Here is a 22,866-nt window from a genome sequence, read left to right as displayed (position 1 = left end):
CGACCCGCCCGGGCACCGCCGCACGGCCGGGCCCGTCGGCGCGCTCCGGGTCCGCGGCGCTCACGGCGCGCGCCTCGAGCGCCTGGCGGCGGATATCCGCGAGGACGGAGGGCTCGGGCCAGGGCATGTCTCCGCGCCGCGTCGTCGTCGTCATCGTCATGGTGTGCTTTCTGGCGCTGGCGCTGGCCAACCCGGTGCGGACCTACTTCACCCAGCGTCAGGATGCGGCGGAGGCTGCGGCCCACCACGCCGAACTGGTGGCGCAGATCGCCGAGTTGAAGAAGAAGGAGAAGCTCCTCGAGGACCCCGACTACATCCGCGCCCAGGCGCGCGACAGGCTGGGATTCGTCGAGGCCGGCCGCACGCCGTATATCGTCGAGCTTCCGGGGGATCCGGTCGAGGCGCAGGTCCAGCACGACAAGGCCGAGGCCGCGAATCGTCCGTGGTACGGGTCCGTGTGGGATTCCATTTCACACGCCGCCGAGGACGACGCCGACGTGCCGGTGCCCAACGTGATCCCGGCCCCGGCACCCCCGCCCGGCGGGTGACGCGCGTCCGGCCGGATTCGGCCGTGGGCCGCCCGCAGCAATGACACACCGCATCCGGAGAGGCGATCCACCGGTGAACGAACCCGACATCGACCCCGCGCTCGCGGCCGACCTCGCCGTCGTCGCCGAGCAGCTCGGCCGCATTCCGCGCGGCGTGCTGGCCGTGGCGTACCACTGCCCGGACGGCGTTCCCGCGGTGGTCCGCACCGCCCCCCGGCTCCCGGACGGCACGCCGTTCCCCACTCTGTACTACCTGACGGAGCCGCGGCTCACGGCTGCCGTGGGCAGGCTCGAATCGGCCGGGCTCATGCGCGAGATGAGCGACCGGCTCACCCGGGATCCGGCGCTGGCCGCGGCGTACCGGGTTGCACACGAGGACTACTTGGCCGAGCGCAACGCGCTCGAAGACCTCGGCACCGACTTCACCGGGGGCGGCATGCCGGAGCGGGTCAAGTGCCTGCATGTGCTCGCCGCTCACGCGCTGGTGCGCGGACCCGGCGCCAACCCGCTGGGAGACGAGGCGGTCGCGCTCGTCGCGGATGGTGAGCATGGGGGAGCAGCGCTGCGCGGAACGGCGGTCCCCGCCGATTGGCCGCGGCTGGGGGAGCTGCCTTTCCAGGCGGGCACAGGCGTCGACGACGGGGCGGAGGGGAATCGATGACGAGGGTGGCGGCCGTCGACTGCGGCACGAATTCGATCCGGCTTCTCGTCGCCGACGTCGACCAGGGCCCCGGGGACACGGCGGGCCCGCTCGCGGACGTCGCCCGGGAGATGCGGGTGGTGCGGCTCGGTCAGGGGGTCGACGCCACCGGCGCGTTCGTGCCCGAGGCGATCGCACGCACGCGGGCGGCCCTCGAGGAGTATGCGGAGATCATCGCGGACACCGGGGCGACGGCCGTGCGCATGGTGGCGACCTCCGCCACCCGCGACGCCGCGAACCGCGATGAGTTCTTCGGCATGACCGCCGAGGTTCTGGGCGCGGTGATCCCCGGCACGGTCGCCGAGGTCATCAGCGGGGACGAGGAGGCCGAGCTCTCGTTCGCGGGCGCTGTCGGCGAGCTCGACGCGGACGGCGGGCCGTTCGCGGTGGTGGACCTGGGCGGGGGCTCCACGGAGATCGTGCTCGGCGACGGTGCGGGGGTGCACGCGGCCAGGTCGTCGGACATCGGCTGCGTCCGCGTCACCGAGCGGTGCCTGCCCGGCGATCCGCCCGGCGCCGACGAGGTGGCCGCCGCCGAAGAGTTCATCGCCGCAAGGTTCGCCGCTGCGCTCGACGTGGTGCCGGTGGAGCGGGCCCGGACGTGGGTGGGGGTCGCCGGGACGATGACGACCATCGCCGCCATCGCGCTGGGCCTGGATCGCTACGACCCCGAGCGGATCCACTTGGCACGCATTCCGTTCGGCCAGTTGCGGGATGTGTGCGACAGGCTCGTCGCCATGACGCGTGCGGAGCGCGCGGCGCTTCCGATGATGCACCCGGGCCGCGTGGACGTGATCGGCGGGGGCGCGCTGATCACGCGGGCGCTGGCGAAGGTGTTCGAGGAGCGAGCCGGCATCGGCGAAATCGTGGTGAGCGAACACGACATCCTCGACGGGATCGCACTGTCGATCGGATAGGACGCGCCGGCGGGTTCATCGGAGCGCGTCAGGCCCGTCGGAGGGCTTTGCAGTGATGTGGGGGGCTTTGCAGTGATGTGAAGGTCCCGGCCGCTTCCCTCGACCGGGACCGACCCAATGATAGAACATGCATTCGGATTTCGGCCAGTGCGGGGCTGTGGATCTGCGGGCCATGTCCGTGCTCGGCGGGACGAGCGACTGCCGCTCCCTGTGTCCGGGGAGCGGCAGTCCGTGACGAGTGTGAGCGCAGCCCGTCAGTGTTCGCCCTGCGTCGGCCGACGCGCGGGGCCTGTGATCGCGGGGCGGAACACCCACCGTCGGAGTGGCTCCGGGGTGAGGAGACCTGCCCGCCCTGCGATGACATGAAGTTAGCCTAGCCTTAGTGGGTTGCGCAAGTCATTCCTCCGTGCGCGGCGGTCGCGCCGTCGACGTCGCGACCGCACGGTACGCTGCACGCGTCCCGCGGGCATCCGACGTCTGCGTGGGCCCCCATAGCCCAATTGGCAGAGGCGGCGGACTTAAAATCCGCGCAGTGTCGGTTCGAGTCCGACTGGGGGCACATTGATTCCGCGCGGTGGGACGGCCGGCCAGGCTCACGCGGGGGAGAGCAGATCCGGGCTGTTGTTGCGCGGGCTGTTCACGGCGGTGGAGACCTCGTAGGAGGTCAGCTCCGGATCGGGGATCGAATTGATGAGTGCCTGCACGTCGACCTTCTCGGCCAGCCCGCGGTCCAGCCACGACGCCCAGAACTGCTCCGGCAGCACCACGGGACAGCGGTCGTGGATGTGGCCGTGCTCGTCGGTGGCGGGGCGCGTGAGGATCGTCGCCGTCCACAGCCAGCGGTCCGGGTCGTCGTCCGCCTTGTCCGGGTCGCGCCACATCTCGTAGAGCCCCGCCATGGCCAGCACGCCCTCCGGGTGCAGGAAGTGCGGCACCTTCGCCGCGCCGCGCTTCTCCCACTCGTAGTAGCCGTCGGCAGGCAGGATCGCGCGGCGCGACTTCGCGGCCGACCGGAACGACGGCTTGGTCGTCACCGTCTCCGAGCGCGCGTTGATGAGCTTGTTCCCGATGGACCTGTCCTTGGCCCACGAGGGGACCAGGCCCCAGCGGGCGGTGCGGATCTGGCGGGCCGGCTCGTCCTCCCCGCCGACGGGCGGACGCTCGAGGACCATCCGCACCGGCTGGGTGGGCGCGACGTTGTATGACGCGGGCAGTCCCTCGCCTACGACCTCCGCCGCGTCCACGTCGAACATCGATCGCATCTCCCGATCGGTGATCGTGGTGGCGAACCTTCCGCACATCGCGGCCTCCTGCGGTGCTCGAACCTGGCGGTCGCCTCAATTGAACAGCACATCGCCGCCCGTCGCGGGCTGCACGGCCGCGAGCGTGCCCACGGCACGGTGCGGCCGCAGGAGTCCCGGTTGATCCGGGCGTTCGGGTAGGTAGGCTCACACCACACCTGCCCGGCGTCCGGGAACTGTACGCAGACCGTGCTCGTTGAGCAGGTGAGAGGCCGGAAGAGACCCCGGCACGGCGCCGCGTGCAACGCGGTGAACCACCACAGGAGGGACAGGCGCGGTGCGTCAAAGCAGCAACCCCGTGTTCAAGGATCTGGACAAGGAGTACGGCCGCTACGCCACATTCGGAGGCAACGCGGCAGGGGGCGCGCCCCAGGTGGGCCGCGGGATGGCCGGCCAATACACGCAGGGTCAGTTCCCGCAGGGCGGGCAGTATCCGGGCCAGCCGGCCCCCGAACAGTACCGCGCCGAGCCCAGCGGTCGCGCGATGACGATCGATGACATCGTCACCAAGACCGCGATGACTCTAGGCGTGCTCACGATCATGGCGGTCATCTCGTTCGTTCTGGTGCACAGCAACGAGTCGCTGGCCATGCCGCTCACGTTCGGCGGCATGATCGTGGGCCTGGGGCTGTCGCTGTTCGCCATCTTCACCCGCCGCACGGACAAGCCGGCGCTGGTGCTGGCCTACGCGGCGGCCGAGGGCGTGTTCCTGGGAGCGATCTCCTACCTGTTCGCCAACATCGCCATCGGTGACGGGGGCCCGCCCGGGAACACGATCATCATCCAGGCGGTCGTCGGCACGTTCGGCGTGTTCTTCGGCATGCTCGTCGTCTACAAGACCGGCGCCATCCGTGTGACGCCCAAGTTCACCAAGATGGTCGTGGGCGCCCTGTTCGGCGTGCTCGCGCTCATGGTCGTCAACCTGATCGCGGGCTTCTTCATGGACGGCGGCCTGGGCCTGCGCGACGGCGGCCCCATCGCCATCATCTTCAGCCTGGTGTGCATCGGGCTGGCCGCGATGAGCTTCCTCATCGACTTCGACGAGGCCGACAAGCTCATCCGCATGGGCGCGCCGGAGAAGACCGCGTGGTCGGTGTCCTTCGGGCTGACGATCACCCTAGTGTGGCTGTACCTGGAGATCTTGCGTCTGCTCAGCTACTTCAGCAGCGACTAGTCGCGGCTCCGGGCCCCGGTGGGCCCGCCGTCCGTGCAGTCCGGGCCCCGCCCACGGTCATCGTGGGCGGGGCTCTGCTGTGCCGGGGTGCGGTGCACCGGGTCCTCGCGCGCCCGTTCCTGCTCGCCGCGCGCGCATCATCCGGCCGCGCGCGTAGTGACTCGGCGTGTCGTCGCAACCGGCGCGCGGCGCGCAGAGCGCCAGGCAACTGGCGCGCCGCTGACAGGGCTTACCGGCGCGCATCCCCGTCGCAATGCGAAACGGGCGCCGCGCGACGGGTGATCCCATCACGCGGCGCCCGCTTGCACAGGTCGACCCGCCCCGCAGCCCATGGCCGCCGGGGCCGTCGGTCAGCTGAGGCGCTCGAGCACCATCGCCATGCCCTGGCCGCCGCCGACGCACATCGTCTCGACACCGAAGGTCTTGTCCTGCTCGCGCAGGTTGTTCAACAGCGTATTCGTGATGCGGGCGCCGGTCATGCCGAAGGGGTGGCCCAGCGCGATCGCGCCGCCGGAGATGTTGAGCTTGTCCTCGTCGATCCCGAGCTCACGCTGCGACCCGATGACCTGCACCGCAAACGCCTCGTTGATCTCGAACAGGTCGATGTCGGAGACCGACATGCCGGTGGTCTTGAGCACCTTGCGTGTGGCTTCGATGGGACCGAGACCCATGATCTCCGGGGACAGCCCGGTGGCGGCCGTGCCCACGACGCGGGCCAGCGGGGTGAGCCCGAGCGCCTTCGCCTTGGTGTCGGACATGATCACCAGCGCCGACGCGCCGTCGTTGAGCGGGCAGGCGTTGCCGGCCGTGACGGTGCCGTCGGGGCGGAACACCGGCTTGAGCTGGGACACCTTCTCGTAGCTGGTACCCGGGCGCGGGCCGTCGTCGGTGGAGACCACGGTGCCGTCGGGCAGGGTCACCGGGGTGATCTCGCGCTCGAAGAAGCCGCGGTTGATGGCCTCCTCCGCTCGGTTCTGGCTGCGCACGCCCCAGCGGTCCTGGTCCTCGCGGGAGATGCCGGTGAGCGAGGCGACGTTCTCGGCGGTCTGTCCCATGGAGACGTAGATGTCCGGCAGGTTGCCCTGCTCCCGTGGGTCGGACCAGGCCGTGCCGCCCTCGGCGAGCTTCGCGGTGCGGGCCTCGGCGTCGGCGAACAGGGGGTTGTGGGTGTTGGGCCAGCCGTCGGCGTTGCCGGTGGCGAAGCTCGAGACCGACTCGACGCCGGCGGAGATGAACACGTCGCCCTCGCCCGCGCGGATGGCGTGCATGGCCATGCGGGTCGTCTGCAGCGACGACGAGCAGTAGCGGTTGACTGTGACGCCGGGGACGTGGTCGAAGCCGAGCTGGGTGGCCACCACGCGGGCGATGTTGAAGCCGGACTGGCCGCCTGGCTGGCCGCAGCCCATGTGCAGGTCTTCGATGTCGGCAGGGTCCAGCTCGGGGATCTTGTCCAGGGCGGCGCGCACCATCTGGGTGGCGAGGTCGTCCGGGCGCATGTCCTTGAGCGAACCCTTGCCTGCACGGCCGATGGGCGAGCGGGTCGCGGAGACGATGACAGCCTCTGGCATGAGGACTCCTTTGCAGGTGGCGGACCCCCGTCAGGGGCCGGTGTGTGATCGACGCCTACGTGCCGTCGAGGTGCAACCGCGTTGCCGGCCGGCGGCGACGCGACTCAGCGCATACATTACGTGGCCGCGAATCGGAGTTGAACCGGCGCTCATCTCGTGGGGGTGCGGCGTGCGAGCCGGTCGAGTCCACGGCGGAAGCGGGCGACGGGCCGCCGGGATTCGACGGCGGCGGAAACGGTGGGCAGTTCGGCGAGCGGCCCGCCGTGCCATACGCCCAGCTCGGAGCACAATGCCGGGAGGAGTTGTTCGGCGGCGAGCGCGTAACCGGCGGCGGACGGGTGGAAGCGGTCGGGCGACAGAAGCGTCTCGGGTGTCGCGAGGAACTCGGGGGCCAGCAGGTCGGCGAGGGGGACGGGGCGTCCGCCGGCCGCTCGGGTGGCGGAGGCCTGCAGATATGCGAGCCGCAGACCCCACCGGCGGGTGACGGTGCGCAACGGTTGGGGTATGGCGGTGATCACGCCCAGGTCGGGGCAGGTGCCGACGACGACGGCGGCGCCGCCGTCGTGCAGGCGCTGCACCGCGTCGCCCAGCCGCGCGGCCGCCTTGTAGGGCGCCTGCGCCGTGGTGACATCGTTCGCTCCGACCAGGATCACCGCGGCGTCCGGCGGCGGGTCGGCGATGAACGTGGCGTCGACCTGGCTGGCGAGCCCCCGCGAAGTGGCGCCGACGATGGCCTTCGTGCTCAGGCGCACCCGTCGGCCGGTCTCGTCCGCGAGCCCGCGGGCGAGTAGCACTCCCGGAACCTCGTCCGGCACCGCACAACCCAGTCCGGCGGCCGTCGAGTCACCGAAGACCATCAGGCTCAGATCGGACGCGCCGAAACGCTCCGGCGGCAGGAGATCCCCCTCCGTCTCGGCCGGGGAGTAGACGCCGTCGGCGCGGGGCGGGCGCCCGCGGGGCCGGCCGATGACGGTGCGCGCCTGCTGGGCCTGGCTCTGCAGGTAGTTGTAGCCCGCCCAGGTGGCGGCGCCGACGCCCGCGCCGGAACCGAGGGCCGCGGCCCCCGCCTTGGCGCCGGTGATGAGGGTGTCGCGGCGCCGGGCGGCAGGCGTGGGGATCCGCCCGGCCGCGGCGGCCAGGCCGGCGTTGCGCAGTTGCAGTAGGGGGATGTCGATGGTGTCCACCTTCCTCGGACTGCGCGGCCTTCCGGAATGACGGGTTCAAATCTATCCTGCACCGCGGAGGCAATGCCCGTGCCCGGGTGCTGTTCGCCGTGAGGTATGGAATCCGTGAGGGCCGGGCCGTATTATTTCAAGATGGACAGTGCTTGGCCGCTGACCGGTCGAGAGAACGAGATGCGCCGGATCTCGCAGACTGTCCAGGGCGGCAGCGGCGGAGCGGTCCTGGTGGGTGAGGTCGGCGCGGGTAAGACGCGGCTCGCCACCGAGGCCATGGACCAGATCGAGCGCGACGGCCTGCGCACCTGCCGACTCGTCGCATCGCCTGCGTCGCGGGAAGTTCCGCTCGGAGTCCTCGACGAGATGGCGGGGGAGGCGGACGGAGGTCCGACGCAGCGTATGCATCGGATATTCGATTGGCTGGCCCGTCCCGGTGCGCCGCCCGCCGTCGTCGGCATCGACGATGCCCACCACCTCGACGAGGCCTCGGCCTTCGTGGTGCAGCAGATCGTGGCGCGGCGCGTGGCGCCCGTGATCGTCACCGTGCGCACCGGTGCGTACACGTCGAACTCGATCGCATCCCTGTTGGCCGACGATCATCTGCGGCGCGTCGACGTCGCCCCGCTTTCCTTCGATCAGACTCGCGGATTGCTCGAGGCCGCGCTGCATGCTCCGTTCGAGGCCGGCAGCGCACGGCGGCTCTTCGCGTTGACCCGGGGAAACGTGCTGTACCTGCGTCAGCTCCTCGAGGACGAAGTGGCATGCGGCCGGGTGGTGCGGTATTCAGGCGTGTGGGTGTGGTCCGGGGCGCCCACCTTCACACCGAGGCTGTATGACCTGATTGCAGCGAAGATGGGACGGGTCCCGGAGAACGTCGCGGACGTGGTGGACTTCCTCGCGGTGGGGGCGCCGCTGCCCGTTGCGATCCTGACGCGAATCGCAGATCCCGCAGCAGTCGAGCGGGCGGAGGAACTGGGCCTCGTCACCGTCGACGGCGCGGAGAACCCCACAGCGCGGCTGGCGCACCCGCTGTTCGGTGAGGTGCGCCGCGCCCACGGCGGAAGAATCCGGCTGCGCAGAATGAGCGGCGAGGTGGCACGTGAGCTCGCTGCCAAGGGGCGACGGGACGCGCGGACCGTGGTGCGGCGCGCTGAGCTGACGCTCGGTTCGGACGACGACGCGTCGCCGGGGCTCCTCGAAGTGGCGGCTCGCTGCGCCATGCATCTGGGTGATTTCGAGCTGGCCGATCGGATGCTGGCCGAGGCCGAGGCGCGGGACGAGACGGTCGACGTCGTCCTGCCGCGCATCGCGTGCCTGGTGGCGCTCGGCCACGCCGAAGATGCGGTTGCCGTCTGCGAACGGTTCGCGCGCTCCGGATCCACGCCGGGCAGGCAGGCGTTGGTGCGCACGATCCATGCGGCGATCCTCGTGTGGATCCTCGCCAGGCCCCAACAGGCGCAGCGGGTGCTCGACGAGTCTCGGGCGCTGTGCCGGCGCACGGGACGGATCGCGGAGCATCGCGCGGTGCACGCCGCCCTGCTCGCCGTACTCGGCCGTTCGCGCGAGGCTGCGGAGGAGGCGGCGATGGCGATGGAGGCGCCACGGCTGGCGAGGATTCACGCGCAGATCGCGGTCAGTGCACAGGTCAGCGCACTCGGCAGTCTCGGGAGCGTCGACGTGGCCGTGCGCGCGGCGCGGGGTCTCGGGGACGCCCGGCCGCGGACCGGCTAGGCGGCGGGACTCCGGTGCAGTCTCGGCGTGAACCTCGCGATCGCATTGCGGCTCGCCGGCGATCTTGCGGCTGTCCGGGAGGTCGAGGAGGAGTTCTTCCCGTGCGACACCGAGCAGCCGCTGCAGGGGTGGCGCTTCGCGGCGGCGACGTCGTTGCGCGGGGTGATCCGACTCGACGCCGGCCGGGTGGAGGACGCCCTGCGGCTGCTGCGCGAGGCGATGGCCCAAACGGCGATGTCGGGTGAGTGCACCACGATGCACCGGTATTGCTCGATGCTCCTCGCCGAAGCGCTGGGCAAGTCGGGGGCGGCAGGGGAGGGCCGTGCGACGCTCGAGTGCGTCGACGCGGCCCGTCCGCCGGGCTTCGCGTGGGCGGGCAGCCACCTGTCGGTCGCCCGGGCGTGGGTGTACGCCGCAGAAGGCAGCGTGACCGAGGCCGTGGCGGAGGCGCGGGCGGCGGCGGGGCGCGCAGCGGATCGCGGACAGATCGCGGACGAGGTGTTCTGCCTGCAGGCTGCGACGCAGTTCGGCGACGCGACGACGGCCGCGGAGCTCACCCCGATGGCAGGCCGGGTACACGGCCCCCGGGCGGCGGCGGTGGTCCGTCATGCGACGGCTCTGGCGGAGTCCGACGGCGAGGCGCTGCTGGCTGTTGCAGGGGCGTACGAGAGGTTCGGCGACCTCATTGCGGCGGCCGATGCGGCGGCGCAGTCCGCAACCGTGTTCCGGTCGCGGGACCGGCGCGGCTCCGCCCTGACCGCGCGCGCCGTGGCCGACCGGTTGACTGCCGCGTGCCCCGGCATGGACACACCCGCGCTGCGGGCGATGGCGGCGCCGTCGGGCCTGACCGTGCGTCAGCGGGAGATCGCCGCGCTCGTCGCGCAGGGCCTGACCAACCGCGAGGTGGCCGATCGGCTTCATCTGTCGGTGCGCACCGTGGAAGGCCACCTTTACCGGGCGTTCCTCGCCGCCGATGTGGACAGCAGGGACGGGCTCGCGGCGGTGCTGGGCGGCGCTGCGGGACCGGATGCTGCGGCGGACCCGGCGTCACCCGTGAACACTGAACCGACGCAGGTGCCCCCGACTGCCCGGCCCCCGACGGCCCGGCCCGCGACCGTCGCCGCGGGCCGGGCCGGAACTATCCGCCATGGAACCCGGTCGCGTCGCTCCGTCACGGGAGAACCAGGCAGACGCTCCCCAGATTGATGCCGTTGCCGACCTCGACCGTCTGCGTGGCGCTTTGGAATCCGTCGTCGGCGACCAGAACATGCGTTCCGGCGGTGGTGGGGGTCCAGGTGATCGTGACCGGACCGAGGGAGCCGGGCGCCAACGCGGACCCGATGTACGTGCCGTTGTCGTAGAAGTACACCTCATTTCCGTGTTCCGCCTGGGCGGTCGCCTGGTACGAGCAGCCGGTGCCGTACGGGCCGGCGCCGAGGCTGCCGAATCCCATGCCGGAGTCGATGGAGAGCGACTGGACGTGCGCTGACGCATTGGGCGCGGCAAGTACCAGCGCCGTCGCCGTGACGCCGAGGGCTGTGACACCGACCTGCAGCCCGCGCCGGAGGCGATGCGTCGGCAGGGCGCCATTGCTGCGCGTGCTGCTTCGGGATATCCGGTTCGTGTTCATGATCATCGGCTCCTCGTTGCGATTGATGTCGGCAGAGCAATCATCGAACCGGCTGGCGGGTAAGGAACGAGTAGACGACTACTCGAATCTCACGGAGGCGGATTCCGGCTACCTGCGGATAGCGCGCGAGCGACGAAGGCTTCTGGACCGGCGGCGCGCCGGAGCACGCACCCGGCCGGCGCGAACGCCGCCGGGGAGCGGTATCACGAGGTGCGGAGCGATCTGGAACCATGGGGCCATGCGCATTGCTGATCATGTGGTCGATCTCATCGGCGACACCCCGCTGGTCCGTCTCAACAAGGTCACCGAGGGGACTCCGGGCGTCGTCGCCGCGAAGGTGGAGTACTTCAACCCCGGCGCCAGCTCCAAGGACCGGATCGCGGTGAAGATGATCGACGAGGCGGAGAAGGCGGGGCTGCTGGGGCCAGGCGGCACCATCGTCGAGCCCACCTCCGGCAACACCGGTGTGGGGCTGGCGCTCGTGGCGCAGCAGCGCGGCTACCGGTGCGTGTTCGTCTGCCCCGACAAGGTCAGCGAGGACAAGCGCGACGTGCTCAAGGCATATGGCGCCGAGGTCGTGGTGTGCCCCACGTCGGTCCCGCCGGAGCACCCGGACAGCTACTACAACGTCTCCGACAGGTTGGCCGAGGAGATCCCCGGCGGATGGAAGCCGGACCAGTACTCCAACATGGCAGGCCCGGCCAGCCACTACGAGACCACCGGTCCGGAGATCTGGCGCGACACCGACGGCAAGGTCACCCACTTCATCGCCGGCGTGGGCACCGGCGGCACCATCACCGGCACCGGCCGCTACCTCAAGGAGGTCTCCGATGGCGCGGTGAAGGTCGTCGGAGTGGACCCGGAAGGCTCGGTGTACTCGGGGGGAACGGGGCGTCCCTACCTGGTCGAGGGGGTCGGCGAGGACTTCTGGCCCAGGGCGTACGACCCGGCGATCCCCGATGAGATCATCGCGGTCTCCGACGCCGATTCGTTCGAGATGACCCGCCGCCTGGCCCGCGAGGAGGGCCTGCTGGTCGGCGGCAGCTGCGGCATGGTGATCGTCGCTGCGCTCGAGGTGGCGGAGCGTGAGGGGCCCGACGCGGTCATCGTCGCCCTGCTGCCCGACGGTGGCCGCGGATATCTGTCGAAGATCTTCAATGACAAGTGGATGGCCTCCTACGGGTTCCTGCGCACCCCGCTCGATGGCAAGGAAAAGCAGGCTACGGTGGGTGATGTGCTCCGCGGCAAGTCGGGCGAGCTGCCCGCCCTCGTGCACACCCACCCGTCGGAGACGGTGCGCGACGCCGTCGAGATCCTGCGCGAGTACGGGGTCTCGCAGATGCCCGTCGTCGGCGCCGAGCCGCCCGTCATGGCCGGCGAGGTGGCGGGCAGCGTGTCCGAGCGCGAGCTGCTCAGCGCCGTGTTCGAGGGGCGGGCGCAGCTCGCCGATTCGGTGGCCAAGCACATGGAGAAGGCGCTGCCGCTGATCGGCTCGGGCGAGCCGGTGGACGCGGCCACCAAGGCGCTCGGCGAGACCGACGCGCTCATGGTGATCGAGGGCGGCAAGCCGGTGGGCGTCATCACCCGGCACGACGTGCTCGGATTCATCAGCAAGGCATAGGAGGTCACGCCCGCAGGGGCCGCCGCCCGGGATCGGCGACGGCGGGCCCGATCGGTAGTGTGTTCCGCATGAGCGAGCAGCGCAGCCAGGCCGATGCACCATCGTGGCAGGGGTTCTCCACCCGGGCCATCCACGCAGGTTACGAGCCGGATCCGCAGACCGGCGCGGTGAACGTCCCCATCTACGCCTCGTCCACCTTCGCGCAGGACGGCGTGGGCGGGATGCGCGACGGTTTCGAGTATGCGCGCACGGGCAACCCCACCCGCCGGCCGCTGGAGGCGAACCTGGCCGCCATCGAGGCGGGCACCTTCGGCCGGGCGTTCGGCTCGGGCATGGCCGCGACGGACACGATGATCCGTGCCGCGCTGCGCCCCGGCGATCACCTGGTCATCCCCAACGACGCCTACGGCGGCACGTTCCGGCTCATCGACAAGGTCTTCACGCAGTGGGGCATCGAGTACACCCCCGCGGCCGTGAACGACGTCGACGCGGTCCGTGCGGCGATGCGCCCCAACACCAAGCTGGTGTGGCTGGAGACGCCCACCAACCCGCTGCTCAACGTGGGCGACATCGCCGCGTTGGCGCAGGTGGCGCACGAGGGCGGGGCGAAGCTGGTGGTGGACAACACCTTCGCTTCGCCCTACCTGCAGAACCCGCTGACGCTGGGCGGCGATGTGGTCCTGCATTCCACCACCAAGTACATCGGGGGCCACTCGGACGTGGTCGGCGGTGCGCTGGTGACCGACGACGAGGAGCTGGACGCGGCGTTCGCGTTCCTGCAGAACGGCGCCGGTGCGGTGCCCGGGCCGTTCGACGCGTTCCTCACGCTCCGCGGAATCAAGACGCTCGAGGTGCGCATGGAGCGACACTGCGACAACGCGGAGAAGCTGGTCCAATTCTTCACGGGGCATCCGGCCGTCGAGAAGGTCCTCTACCCCGGGCTCGCGGAGCACCCCGGGCACGAGGTCGCCGCCACGCAGATGCGGCGCTTCGGCGGCATGGTGTCGGTGCAGCTCGCGGGCGGCAAGCAGGCGGCGCTCGACTTCTGCTCGCGCACCGAAATTTTCACGCTGGCCGAGTCGCTGGGCGGCGTCGAGTCGCTCATCGAGCATCCGGGCGCGATGACCCACGCCTCGACGGCCGGGTCGCTGCTGGAGGTGCCGGAGAACCTGGTGCGCCTGTCCGTGGGCATCGAGGACGGCGGCGACCTGCTGGGCGACGTGGAGCAGGCGCTCGAGGGGCTCTGACCTGCTGCCCTGACGTGCTGCCCTGCCCCGGCGCCGCCCTGGCTTCTCGCCACTGCGGCGCCGGCTCAGTTGGTGGACTGGTTGGGCAGGTGCGCGCCGATGTAGCCGACGTAGATGGTGCCGGAACACCCGGTGTCGTCGTAATAGTGCAGGCGCGGGCTGATGATGCTCCCGCCGCCCACGCGGAAGTGTCCGCCCATGAACACCTCGCCGTCGGGGTGCACCGATTCCGGCACCGGCAGCACGCGCGGTTCCCGGAACGCCGCCGCGCGCGTGGTCGTGTCGCTCTCCACTGCGGCATGGTCGTGGACGGAGAATCCGCGGTGGCCGGGCGGAGTCTGCGTGAGGTAGTTGTGCACGCCGGGCGGCCCGGTGCCGGTGCTGCGCGATTCCGCATAGTCGGACAGCGCGAGCAGCGCCTTCCACGTCTTGTGCACGTATCCGCGGGAGTTCGACTGCCGGTCCAGGCGCAGGGCGGGTTGCGGGTCGCCGGTGAACTGCACGCGCGGAAGCCCGTCGAGGCGGTCCAGGAGTTCGGCGAAGGTGCCCGGCGCGTGGTCGGGCCCATGCCTCTTCGTCGGCGGGGTGTCCGGCGGCGGATCCGGCTCCGCCTGCCCGGGTGCGCCGCGCAGATCGTCGATGGTGCGGTGCGCGGCGGCGAGCGCGTGGCGCAGCCGCCGGATCTCGTCGCGGTCGCGGCGGTGTTCGCGGGTGCGGCGGAGGCCTCGCCGGGCCACGATGCGCAGGTTCTCCAGCGAGTCCGTGTCGATCGCGCGGTCGCCCAGCACGTCCTCGAGGATGTCGCCGAGCAGCGACCCGAGCGGCCCGCCGGGCAGCCCGCCGGAACGGGTGTGCGGGACCCTGTCGCCGGGTGCCACGTGGGCGCCGGGCTTCGGCGACGCGGAATCCGACGCCGGCACAGGGGGATCCGGCGCGTGCGCGACATCGTCGGCGGTGGCCGCGGCCTCGCCGCGGGCGGGCCGGGCATCGGCTGCGGACGGAACCTCCCGGCACCGGTCGATGAGTCTGCTCAGGGGCGCGTCGGCCTCCTCGACGGCCGGCGGCAGCTCGGTTGCACGCGCATACCGCAGCGCCAGGTGCCACAGTTCGCGGCGCAGGCCGTACTCGTCGGCGATGAGCCTGTCCGCCCCGATGACGCTGTGGTGCACGGGGAATCCGGTGTCGGCCTCCTCTGGCACTGCGGTGCCGCCGCCCGCGCCGGGAGTGAGTGGCGGGAGGACCGCGCCCGTGCCGGGGCCGATCCGCAACGCCTCCGGCACCGCCTCGTTGAACTGCGCGGTGGCCGGTGCGTCGAGGACCCGCGCGGTGAGAAGCGTCTCCGCGTCGGCCGCGAGGGACGCGACGAGGTCGGCGAGCCTGCGCACCGGGAACCCGTGGTCGGTGCCGACGACCAGGAGGGGTCGCGTGCGTCCGGGGTCGCGCAGTGCGTCGAGGAGATCGGAGACGTCCGGCCGTTGCACGATGGGGGCGCCCGGCGTCAGCGGGTGCGCGCCGTCGCGGGCACCGAGCTCCGAGGCCAGCGCGGTGGCGATGCGGGGCGCACGTGCCGGAGGCGTCTCCGAGTATTCACGGACCAGCACCCAGCCGCGCCGGCCGAAACGGTCGACCTCGTAGGTGATCGCCGTGGTGCGCGGGCGGTGCTGCGCCGTGCCGATGCGCGCACCGCCGCCGGGGACGGGGCCGGGCTTGCGTTCCAGTGCCCCGCCGTCGCCGCCGAAGGCGAGGACTATCCGCCCGTTGCGGCGGCCGCTTTCGCGATCGATGCGGCCGGCGCGTGCCGCGTGCGAGGCCGCGTCGAGGGTGACGCGTTCGCCGGGCGCCGGAATGCGGCCCTCCCAGCCGAGTTCCGCGAACCAGTCGCTCACGGTCCGGTCGATGATCGCGAGGGCGCCGGGGACGTCGAAGCGGAAGAAGATCGGGCACTGGTGCACGGGTCTGCTCCTCGGTCCTGATGGTCGCGGTCTCTCGGTCTGCGCGGTTTCTCCGCCGACACGCATTGTCACACGACAACTCCGTTCGCAATGCCGGGTGCGCGTCGCCGTGGTCGGATTGTGATGGTGCGCACCGACGCTCTCCTCGCAGGTGGAGCGCGCGAAGCGGCGACCGGGTGACGCGGGCCGCGCTATGTGACACACTTAATGGTGAACGCATGGTTACAGTTAATTCGCCTCATGTTCCCGGCACTGTCACAGAGGCCGGATGCGGCGTGCGGGTGTGATGGTGAGGGGAGCGGCCGGATGAGGGACGTGGACACGCTGGGCGGGCGGGACAGGCCGCAGTACGAGGCCGTCATCGTCGGCGCCGGGTTCGGGGGCATGGGCGCGGCGATCGCGCTGCAGCGCCTCGGAATCGACGACGTGCTCATCCTCGAGCGCGAGGACGACCTGGGCGGCACCTGGCACGTCAATCACTATCCGGGCCTGGCGGTGGACATCGCCTCGGTCACCTACTCGTTCTCGTTCGAGCCCAACCCGTACTGGTCGCGCCTGTTCGCCCCCGGGGCAGAGCTCAAGCAGTACGCAGAACACGTCGCCGACAAGTACGACCTGCGCCGGCGGATGCGCTTCGGGCAGGTCGTCGAGGGCGCACAGTGGGACGAGGGCGGCCGCTTCTGGTCGGTGGCGATCCGCGGCGGGCAGGCCGTCACCGCGCGCTACCTGCTCACCGCCACCGGGTTCCTCTCGCAGCCGCAGATGCCCGCCATCGACGGCATCGAGGAGTTCGCCGGCACCGTGCTGCACACCACGGCGTGGGACGACGACGCGGACCTGCGCGGCCGCCGCGTCGGGATCATCGGAACCGGCGCCACCGCCGTGCAGCTCATCCCTGAGCTCGCCGACGCCGCATCCGAACTCACCGTCTACCAGCGCACGCCCATCTGGGTGGTGCCCAAGGTCGACTTCCCCATCCCGCGCCCCGTGCAGCGCCTGTTCGCGCGCGTGCCGCTGACGCAGAAGGCGGCGCGGCTGGCCAACACCGCGCTGCTCGAGGCGATGATGGTCAGCGCGGTGCTGCACTACAGGCAGAGCCGCTTCCTCAATGCCGGGGCGGCGCGGCTGGCCAAGGGGCACCTGCGCCGCCAAGTGCGCGACAGGGAGCTGCGCCGCAAGCTCACCCCCGCCTACGACTTCGGGTGCAAGCGGCCGACGTTCTCCAACCACTACTTCCGCGCGTTCACCCGTCCGAATGTGCGGTTGGAGACCGACTCGATCGCGCGCATCGACGCCGGCGGCATCGTCACCGCGGACGGACGCCGCACCGACATCGACACCCTCGTGCTGGCCACCGGGTTCAACCTGTGGGACGTGAACTTCCCCGCCATCGAGGTGATCGGCCGTGGCGGCCGCAACCTGGGTGCTTGGTGGCGGGACAACCGTTTCCAGGCGTACGAGGGCGTGTCGGTGCCGTGTTTCCCGAACTTCCTCACGCTCTCGAGCCCGTACTCGTACAGCGGCCTGTCGTACTTCACCACTATCGAGGCGCAGATGAAGCACCTCACCCGCCTGTTCCATGGCATGCGGGCGGCGGGTGCGGACACCTTCGAGGTCACCGAGAGCGCCAACTCCGCGTTCCTGGACCGGGTGACCGACCTGCTCGACGATTCGGTGTTCTACCGCGGCACCTGCGAGGGCTCGCGCAGCTACTACTTCAATCAGCACGGGGAGGCGGCGATCCTGCGGCCCACCTCGACGGCGAACGCGCTATGGGAGGCGGGCAGGTTTCCGTTGGCGGACTACGCGTTCGGCTCGTCGTCGGTGCCGGCTCCGTCGTGATCTGACCCGTCCTGACCCGCGCTTCCGCGGCGCCGTCGCAGCTCTTGCCACCGCTCGATCATCCCCGGCAGCTCGCCGTCGAGGAACTCGAAGAACTCCAGGGCCTCCGCCATGCGCCGCCCGGCCGGGGAGCGCGCGCCGAGCGCCGCCACGCCGTCGCGCAGGTCGTTCCGCCACGCCCGCAGCGCGCGGATGTCCTGCAGCATCAGGTTGACGAACGAGTCCGACTCGGCGATGTAGAGGTCCTGCCGGGTGCCGGTGACGGTGCTGCGCGTGATGAAGCCGACCTGCGCCAGCCAGCGGACCGCGCCGGAGACCGCGCCCGCACTCACTCCCAACTCGTCTTTGAGCTGCGCCGCCGTCAGGCCCCGTGACGGTGCCGCCATCAGCGTGGCGAAGACCCGTGACGCCATCCGCGGCAGCCCGGAGGTGGTCATCGACGAGGCGAAGCGCTCGACGAACTCGGCGACCGCCGCGTCCTCCGGGTGGTCCGCAGGGCTTCCGTCGTCGGCGGGCGCGGGTTCCGCTGCGGTACGTCCATCCGACATGAGCACCTCCGGGGCAGGTCATCGGGGCGGGCGAGGGTGAGTCGTCCCGGTGTTCGGGTCGGGCGGCATCGCCGACTCTCTCAGTGTTTCACGAGATTCTCAGTATTCACAATATACTGAACACTATGTACTCTGGGGGTATGGACGCGGTGATCGAGGCACGGGGGCTCCGCAAGACGTTCGGGGCGGTGCGGGCCCTGAACGGACTGGACCTGCGGGTGCGGCAGGGGGAGGTGCACGGTTTCCTCGGGCCCAACGGCGCCGGGAAGTCCACCACCATCCGGGTGCGGCAGGGGGAGGTGCACGGTTTCCTCGGGCCCAACGGCGCCGGGAAGTCCACCACCATCCGGGTGCTGCTGGGGCTGCTGCGCGCGGACCCGGGCAGCACCGTCCGCCTGCTGGGCGGCGACCCGTGGGCGGACGCGACCGCGCTGCATCGGCGGCTCGCATACGTGCCCGGCGACGTCGCCCTCTGGCCCAACCTCAGCGGCGGCGAGGTCATCGACCTGCTCGGGCGGCTGCGCGGCGGGGTGGACCCGGCGCGTCGGGCGGAGCTTCTGGAGCGCTTCGACCTGGACCCGCGCAAGAAGGCCCGCACCTACTCCAAGGGCAACCGGCAGAAGGTGGCGCTGGTGGCGGCGCTGGCGGCGGACGTGGAGCTGCTCATCCTCGACGAGCCCACCTCCGGCCTGGACCCCCTGATGGAGGAAGTGTTCCAGGACTGCATCCGTGAGGCCCGCGCGGCCGGGCGCACCGTTCTGTTGTCCAGCCACATCCTCGCCGAGGTGGAATCGCTGTGCGACACGGTGAGCATCATCCGGGCCGGCCGCACCGTGGAGAGCGGCACGCTCGCAGACCTGCGGCACCTGACCCGCACCACGGTGACGGTGGAGACCGCGCGGCCGCTCGACGCGCTGGCGGGGCATCCGGCAGTGGTGGGCCTCAAGACCGACGGGCTGCACGCGACGTTCGAGGTGGAATCGGATCGGCTCGACGCGGTGATGCGCACCGTCGCCGAGGGCGGCGTCCGCTCGCTGGTCAGCCACCCGCCCACGCTGGAGGAGCTGTTCCTGCGCCACTACAACGATCAGCCCGACGATCAGTCAGAGGGCCGGACTGGCGACCACGCGAACGTCCGACCGGCGGACAGCGCGGTGCGCTCATGAGCGCCGCACCCGCCGCCGGTCTGCCGCGCGTTTCCGTCGGTGTGCGGGCCACCCGTCCCGACAGGGGAGCCATCGCCTCCGCCACCGCCGGCACCGCCGCGTTGATGCGGCTGCACCTGCGACGCGACCGCATCCGGCTGGGCGTGTGGATCGTGGGGCTCATCGCGGTGACCGGCGCGTCGGCCAATGCGGTACAGGGCGTCTACGGGGACGCTGCCGAGCGCGCCGCCTACGCCTCGACCATGGACTCCAGCCCCGCCACGATCGCGATGAGCGGCCCGCCCGTTGCGCTGGAGACTACGGGCGGCATCACGGTGTTCGAGACCAATGCGGTGGCGCTCGTCGGCGTCGCGCTCATGGCCGTGTTCCTCACAGTGCGCTACACGCGCGGCGAGGAGGAGACGGGCCGCACGGAACTGCTGCGGGCCGGGGTGCTGGGGCCGCGGGCGCCGCTGACGGCGGCCGGCCTGCTGGTGGCGGCGGCGTCGGTGCTGGCGGGAGCCGGTGTGGCCGCGGCGTTCCTGGGACTGGGGCTTCCGGCCGCCGGCGCGGTGCTGTTCGGTGCGGAGGTGGCCGTCAACGGCATCGCATTCACGGCGCTGTCGCTGGTGTGCGCGCAGGCGCTCTCGCACGCCCGCGCCGCGGCAGGGCTGGCCGCGGGGCTCGTGGGAGCGGCGTTCGCCGTGCGCGCGGTCGGCGACGTCGGCGGCGGCACGCTGTCATGGTTCTCGCCCATCGGCTGGGCGCAGGCCGCCCACCCGTTCGGCGAGGACCGCTGGTGGCCGCTCGCCCTCCCGCTGCTCCTCGCAGCGGCGGCGGTGGGCGCGGCATGGTGCCTGGACGGCATCCGTGATGTCGGTGGATCCCTGGTCGCCCCGCGCCGGGGGGCGGCGTCCGCGCCGCGCGGCCTGGCGAACGTGCCGGCGTGGGCCTTCCGGATGCAACGCGCGGCGATCGCCGGATGGTCGGCCGGAATGGTGCTGGCGGGCGCGGCGCTGGGGTCGGTGGGCAGCCAGGTCGCGGAGATGGTGCGCGGAAACGCGCAGATGGAGAAGGTGTTCGGCGGCGCGGAAGCGATCGTCGACCAGTACTTCGCCATGGTGGCCCTGCTTCTGGGGCTGCTGGTGGCAGGCTTCGCGGCGTCGACGGTGCTGCGACTGCGCGGCGAGGAGACGTCCGGGCGGGCGGAGGTGCTGCTGGTGGCGGGGGTGTCGCGGCGGCGCTGGATCGGCGGCTGGCTCGCGGTGACGGCCGCCGCCGCGGCGGGGCTGACGGTGTGCGGCGCGGTCGGCGCTGCGGTCGCCGACGCCCTGGCCACCGGCGACGTGTCGCAGCTGCCGCGGGTCTTCTGCGCGATGCTCGTGCCGCTCGCCGCCGTCGCGGTGGTCGTCGGTCTCACCGCCGCACTCGTGGGCTTCGCACCGCGGGTGCAGTACGCGATGTGGGTTGTGGTGGCCTGGGCGTTCATCGTCGGCTGGTTCGACGACCTGCTGGGCCTGCCGGGCTGGGCTGTCGATCTGTCGCCGTTCTCGTGGGTCGCGCAGGCCCCCGCCGAGCCGATGGGGTGGGGCGCGTGGCTGCTCACCCTCGCTATCGGCGCGGCGCTGACGGTGGGCGGCGTGGCGGGGCTGTGCCGGCGGGACCTGCAGGCCCAGTGACGGACCGGCGGTCCTCTCCGGCGGCCGGCCTATCCGTCCACCGCGATCGTGCGCCCTGCGGGGATGTGCTTGCGCGACGAGACTGCGAGTGCGGCCCAGCACACCGCGGCCAGCGCGGTGAGCACCAGGAAGATCACGCCCAGCGGGACCGGGCCCGCCACCGCGGAGATCAGCGTCGGGGTAAGGAAGCCCAGGTAGGCGGCGGCGTAGAAGACACCGGTGAGCCCCGCCAGGTCCCTGTCACCCGCGATACGCTGCACCTCGATGAGCCCGGAGACCAGGCCGATGCCGATGCCGGCGCCGACCACCACGTTGGACACGAGGCCCACGGCCACCGACTGCAGGTCGATCGCCAGCCACACCAGCCCGATGCCGGCGGCCATGATCACCACAGCGGCCGACAACCCGCGGGCCGAGGACATCGAGTGCACGCGCTTGGCGACGGGCTGGATCGCCGACGACACCCCGAGGGCGATGACGGTGGCCGCGGTCGCGAACACCAGGCCCTGGTCGCCGGTGGCGTCGCGCAGCTTCGTCGGCAGGTAGCCGTAGGCGATGGCGGCCGAGCCGAAGATCCACGGCGCCGCCACAAGCACTACGCGCAGGAACCGTGGATGCCGTGCGCTGTCGATGCGCAGCCGTCGCAGCAGCGATGACGTGCTGTCGGGCGTGTGGGTCTCGGGGATGCGCAGCACGACGACGGCGAACGGGACCGCCACGACGATGTGCACCAGGAACGGCAGGACGTCGGGGAGCGGCCCCCACTGGGCCAGCAGCCCCGCCACCAGCGCGCCGCCCGCGGAGCCCAGCGTGAACGCCAGCGAGGCGCGGCGGGCGCCGGCGGTGAGGCCCGCGCGCTGGTCGTACGGGGCTTGCGAGAGCTCCTTGATCCAACTGTTGCCCACCGCCATGGCGATGCCGATGGTGAACCCGGAGAACAGCCTTCCCGAGGCGATGAATCCGGGGCCGAAGTGGCCAAGCGCCAGCAGGGCGCTGCCGAGCACGGCGGTGCCCACCCCGGCGAGCATGAGCGGCCTGCGCCCGTGCCGGTCCGACAGCGGCCCGGCCACCAGCAGGGCGGGCGCGAGTCCCAGGACGTAGACGCCGAGCAGCAGGTTCACCAGGAACGACGAGTAGTCCTGCCGGTCTTCGTACATCACCAGCAGGGGGCTGAACTGGTTGCCGGCCCACGAGGCGACGAACACCACACCCCAGATCGCCAGCCAGGGCGGGACGGCGCGGCGCTGAGAGGAACGCGGCGAGGAATGCGGAGAGTGCGAGGTGCGGTCGTCGGTGAGCGCGGTGTTCACAGGATCCCTTGGTGCATGGCGATGTGTTCGGACAAGTCGGCGGCGTACGCGTCGGCGTCGCCCGCGGCGAAGGATGCGGCGAGGCGCCGGTGCTGCTCCAGTGCGGGCCGCAGCTGGTCGGGGTGCACGCGCATGAGCTGGTGACGCAGGCGCTGCTGACGGTCGCGCAGCAGGCCGGTGAAGTGCAGCGCGATGGGGTTGCGCGACGCGGCGACGACCGCTGTGTGGAAGGCGTCGTCGGCGGCGACGAACGCGGCGGTGTCGGGCGGGTCGGAGGGGCGGGAGGCGAGCGCCCGCTCCTGGCGCCGCAACGCCTCTTCGAGCGCGGGCGCCGCTTCGGCGGCCCGACCGTCGGCGATGGCGCGGCGGGCGGCGGTGGCCTCGACTGCCTCGCGCATCTCGAGGACATCCGCGGCTTCGCTCGGTGGCATCGGCCGCACCAGGGCGCCCTTGCGGGAGGCGAGCGTGAGCAGGTTCTCGGAGGCCAGGCGCAGGAACGCCTCGTGCACCGGGGTGCGGCTGAGGCCGAGCTCCGAGCACACCGTGACTTCGCTTACGGCCGTGCCGCCGGGCAGGTCGCCCCGGATGATCGCCTCCTTGGTGTGCAGGTAAGCGCGGTCGGCGGCCGACGGGGCTGTCGCCGCGGCGTGCTGAGGGGAGGTCACCCGCACGACGATAATCTTGCATGCATCTATGCATGCAAGCGGGTCGTGTTCAGATTCTGCACACTTGCAGGCCGCCGGGACGGGCGATCATCGGTGCACGGCGAGCAAGT

General features: G+C 71.6%; 19 protein-coding genes and 1 tRNA gene. 12 read left to right on the top strand and 8 right to left on the bottom strand.

The annotated features are described in order from the left end of the window. From JJ683_RS06935 to JJ683_RS06920, 4 genes are all read left to right on the top strand, one after another. Positions 1–548: septum formation initiator family protein (locus JJ683_RS06935; protein WP_200172504.1), on the top strand; the 548-nt coding region annotated here is incomplete at its 5' end. Positions 549–588: 40 nt separating this feature from the next. Continuing rightward, positions 589–1,209, top strand: coding sequence for a DUF501 domain-containing protein (locus tag JJ683_RS06930; RefSeq protein ID WP_200172502.1), 621 nt, complete (start codon positions 589–591; stop codon positions 1,207–1,209). Then, entirely contained in the window at positions 1,206–2,165 is a 960-nt protein-coding gene (locus JJ683_RS06925; RefSeq protein ID WP_200172500.1) for a Ppx/GppA phosphatase family protein, read from the top strand. Before JJ683_RS06930 ends, JJ683_RS06925 begins: the two co-directional genes overlap by 4 nt. 485 nt (positions 2,166–2,650) lie before the next feature. Continuing rightward, positions 2,651–2,724 (top strand) — tRNA-Leu (locus JJ683_RS06920). Positions 2,725–2,758: 34 nt separating this feature from the next. Here the strand turns inward: JJ683_RS06920 and JJ683_RS06915 are convergent. Then, a complete protein-coding gene (locus JJ683_RS06915) occupies positions 2,759–3,466 on the bottom strand; it encodes an SOS response-associated peptidase (RefSeq protein ID WP_200172498.1) in 708 nt (235 codons plus the stop codon). Between the two features lie 277 nt (positions 3,467–3,743). Between JJ683_RS06915 and JJ683_RS06910 the strand changes: the two genes are divergently transcribed. Beyond that, positions 3,744–4,640, top strand: a complete 897-nt coding sequence (locus JJ683_RS06910) for a Bax inhibitor-1/YccA family protein (RefSeq protein ID WP_200172496.1) — start codon at positions 3,744–3,746, stop codon at positions 4,638–4,640. Positions 4,641–4,990: 350 nt separating this feature from the next. Here JJ683_RS06910 and JJ683_RS06905 read toward each other — a convergent pair whose 3' ends face one another. Further along, on the bottom strand, positions 4,991–6,208 hold the full coding sequence (locus JJ683_RS06905) for an acetyl-CoA C-acetyltransferase (protein ID WP_200172494.1): 1,218 nt from the start codon (positions 6,206–6,208) through the stop codon (positions 4,991–4,993). Between the two features lie 149 nt (positions 6,209–6,357). Beyond that, positions 6,358–7,326 carry an SGNH/GDSL hydrolase family protein gene (locus JJ683_RS06900; protein WP_372435256.1) on the bottom strand — a complete coding sequence of 323 codons (969 nt, stop codon included), beginning with the start codon at positions 7,324–7,326 and terminating at the stop codon, positions 6,358–6,360. A 198-nt stretch (positions 7,327–7,524) separates the two neighbouring features. On the opposite strand from JJ683_RS06900, the gene JJ683_RS06895 reads away from it, so the two are divergent. Together JJ683_RS06895 and JJ683_RS19640 are read left to right on the top strand one after the other, a co-directional pair. Then, a complete protein-coding gene (locus tag JJ683_RS06895) occupies positions 7,525–9,117 on the top strand; it encodes an AAA family ATPase (RefSeq protein WP_200172492.1) in 1,593 nt (530 codons plus the stop codon). A 27-nt stretch (positions 9,118–9,144) separates the two neighbouring features. Further along, on the top strand, positions 9,145–10,323 hold the full coding sequence (locus JJ683_RS19640) for a helix-turn-helix transcriptional regulator (protein WP_200172490.1): 1,179 nt from the start codon (positions 9,145–9,147) through the stop codon (positions 10,321–10,323). Here the strand turns inward: JJ683_RS19640 and JJ683_RS06885 are convergent. Beyond that, positions 10,289–10,747 (bottom strand): hypothetical protein, encoded by a 459-nt coding sequence (locus JJ683_RS06885; protein ID WP_200172488.1) that lies wholly within the window; start codon positions 10,745–10,747, stop codon positions 10,289–10,291. The genes JJ683_RS19640 and JJ683_RS06885 overlap by 35 nt on opposite strands. A gap of 238 nt (positions 10,748–10,985) precedes the next feature. Between JJ683_RS06885 and JJ683_RS06880 the strand changes: the two genes are divergently transcribed. Both JJ683_RS06880 and JJ683_RS06875 read left to right on the top strand, forming a co-directional pair. Further along, complete coding sequence (locus JJ683_RS06880) at positions 10,986–12,368, top strand: cystathionine beta-synthase (protein WP_200172487.1); 1,383 nt, start codon at positions 10,986–10,988, stop codon at positions 12,366–12,368. 68 nt (positions 12,369–12,436) lie between these two features. After that, positions 12,437–13,615, top strand: a complete 1,179-nt coding sequence (locus JJ683_RS06875; RefSeq protein WP_200172485.1) for a cystathionine gamma-synthase — start codon at positions 12,437–12,439, stop codon at positions 13,613–13,615. A gap of 65 nt (positions 13,616–13,680) precedes the next feature. Here the strand turns inward: JJ683_RS06875 and JJ683_RS06870 are convergent, their stop codons facing one another. Beyond that, a complete protein-coding gene (locus JJ683_RS06870; protein ID WP_200172483.1) occupies positions 13,681–15,567 on the bottom strand; it encodes a hypothetical protein in 1,887 nt (628 codons plus the stop codon). Positions 15,568–15,873: 306 nt separating this feature from the next. On the opposite strand from JJ683_RS06870, the gene JJ683_RS06865 reads away from it, so the two are divergent. Further along, on the top strand, positions 15,874–17,409 hold the full coding sequence (locus JJ683_RS06865) for a flavin-containing monooxygenase (RefSeq protein ID WP_200172481.1): 1,536 nt from the start codon (positions 15,874–15,876) through the stop codon (positions 17,407–17,409). Here the strand turns inward: JJ683_RS06865 and JJ683_RS06860 are convergent. Beyond that, a complete protein-coding gene (locus JJ683_RS06860; protein WP_200172479.1) occupies positions 17,370–17,957 on the bottom strand; it encodes a GbsR/MarR family transcriptional regulator in 588 nt (195 codons plus the stop codon). The two genes, JJ683_RS06865 and JJ683_RS06860, sit on opposite strands and share 40 nt — an antisense overlap. Positions 17,958–18,097: 140 nt before the next feature. Between JJ683_RS06860 and JJ683_RS06855 the strand changes: the two genes are divergently transcribed. Together JJ683_RS06855 and JJ683_RS06850 are read left to right on the top strand one after the other, a co-directional pair. Continuing rightward, positions 18,098–19,123, top strand: a complete 1,026-nt coding sequence (locus JJ683_RS06855; protein WP_200172518.1) for an ABC transporter ATP-binding protein — start codon at positions 18,098–18,100, stop codon at positions 19,121–19,123. Then, entirely contained in the window at positions 19,120–20,781 is a 1,662-nt protein-coding gene (locus JJ683_RS06850; protein WP_200172477.1) for an ABC transporter permease, read from the top strand. Before JJ683_RS06855 ends, JJ683_RS06850 begins: the two co-directional genes overlap by 4 nt. Positions 20,782–20,810: 29 nt before the next feature. Here the strand turns inward: JJ683_RS06850 and JJ683_RS06845 are convergent, their stop codons facing one another. Next, complete coding sequence (locus tag JJ683_RS06845) at positions 20,811–22,091, bottom strand: MFS transporter (RefSeq protein ID WP_200172476.1); 1,281 nt, start codon at positions 22,089–22,091, stop codon at positions 20,811–20,813. Then, positions 22,088–22,756, bottom strand: a complete 669-nt coding sequence (locus JJ683_RS19635) for a GntR family transcriptional regulator (RefSeq protein ID WP_200172474.1) — start codon at positions 22,754–22,756, stop codon at positions 22,088–22,090. Before JJ683_RS19635 ends, JJ683_RS06845 begins: the two co-directional genes overlap by 4 nt. Between the last annotated feature and the right edge of the window lie 110 nt (positions 22,757–22,866).

Origin of the sequence: Tomitella cavernea, from assembly GCF_016599145.1 — a bacterium.
Classification (GTDB): Bacteria; Actinomycetota; Actinomycetes; order Mycobacteriales; family Mycobacteriaceae; genus Tomitella; species Tomitella cavernae.
The sequence above is the reverse complement of the archived record's forward strand: the minus strand, read 5'-3'. Positions and strand labels throughout refer to the sequence as shown.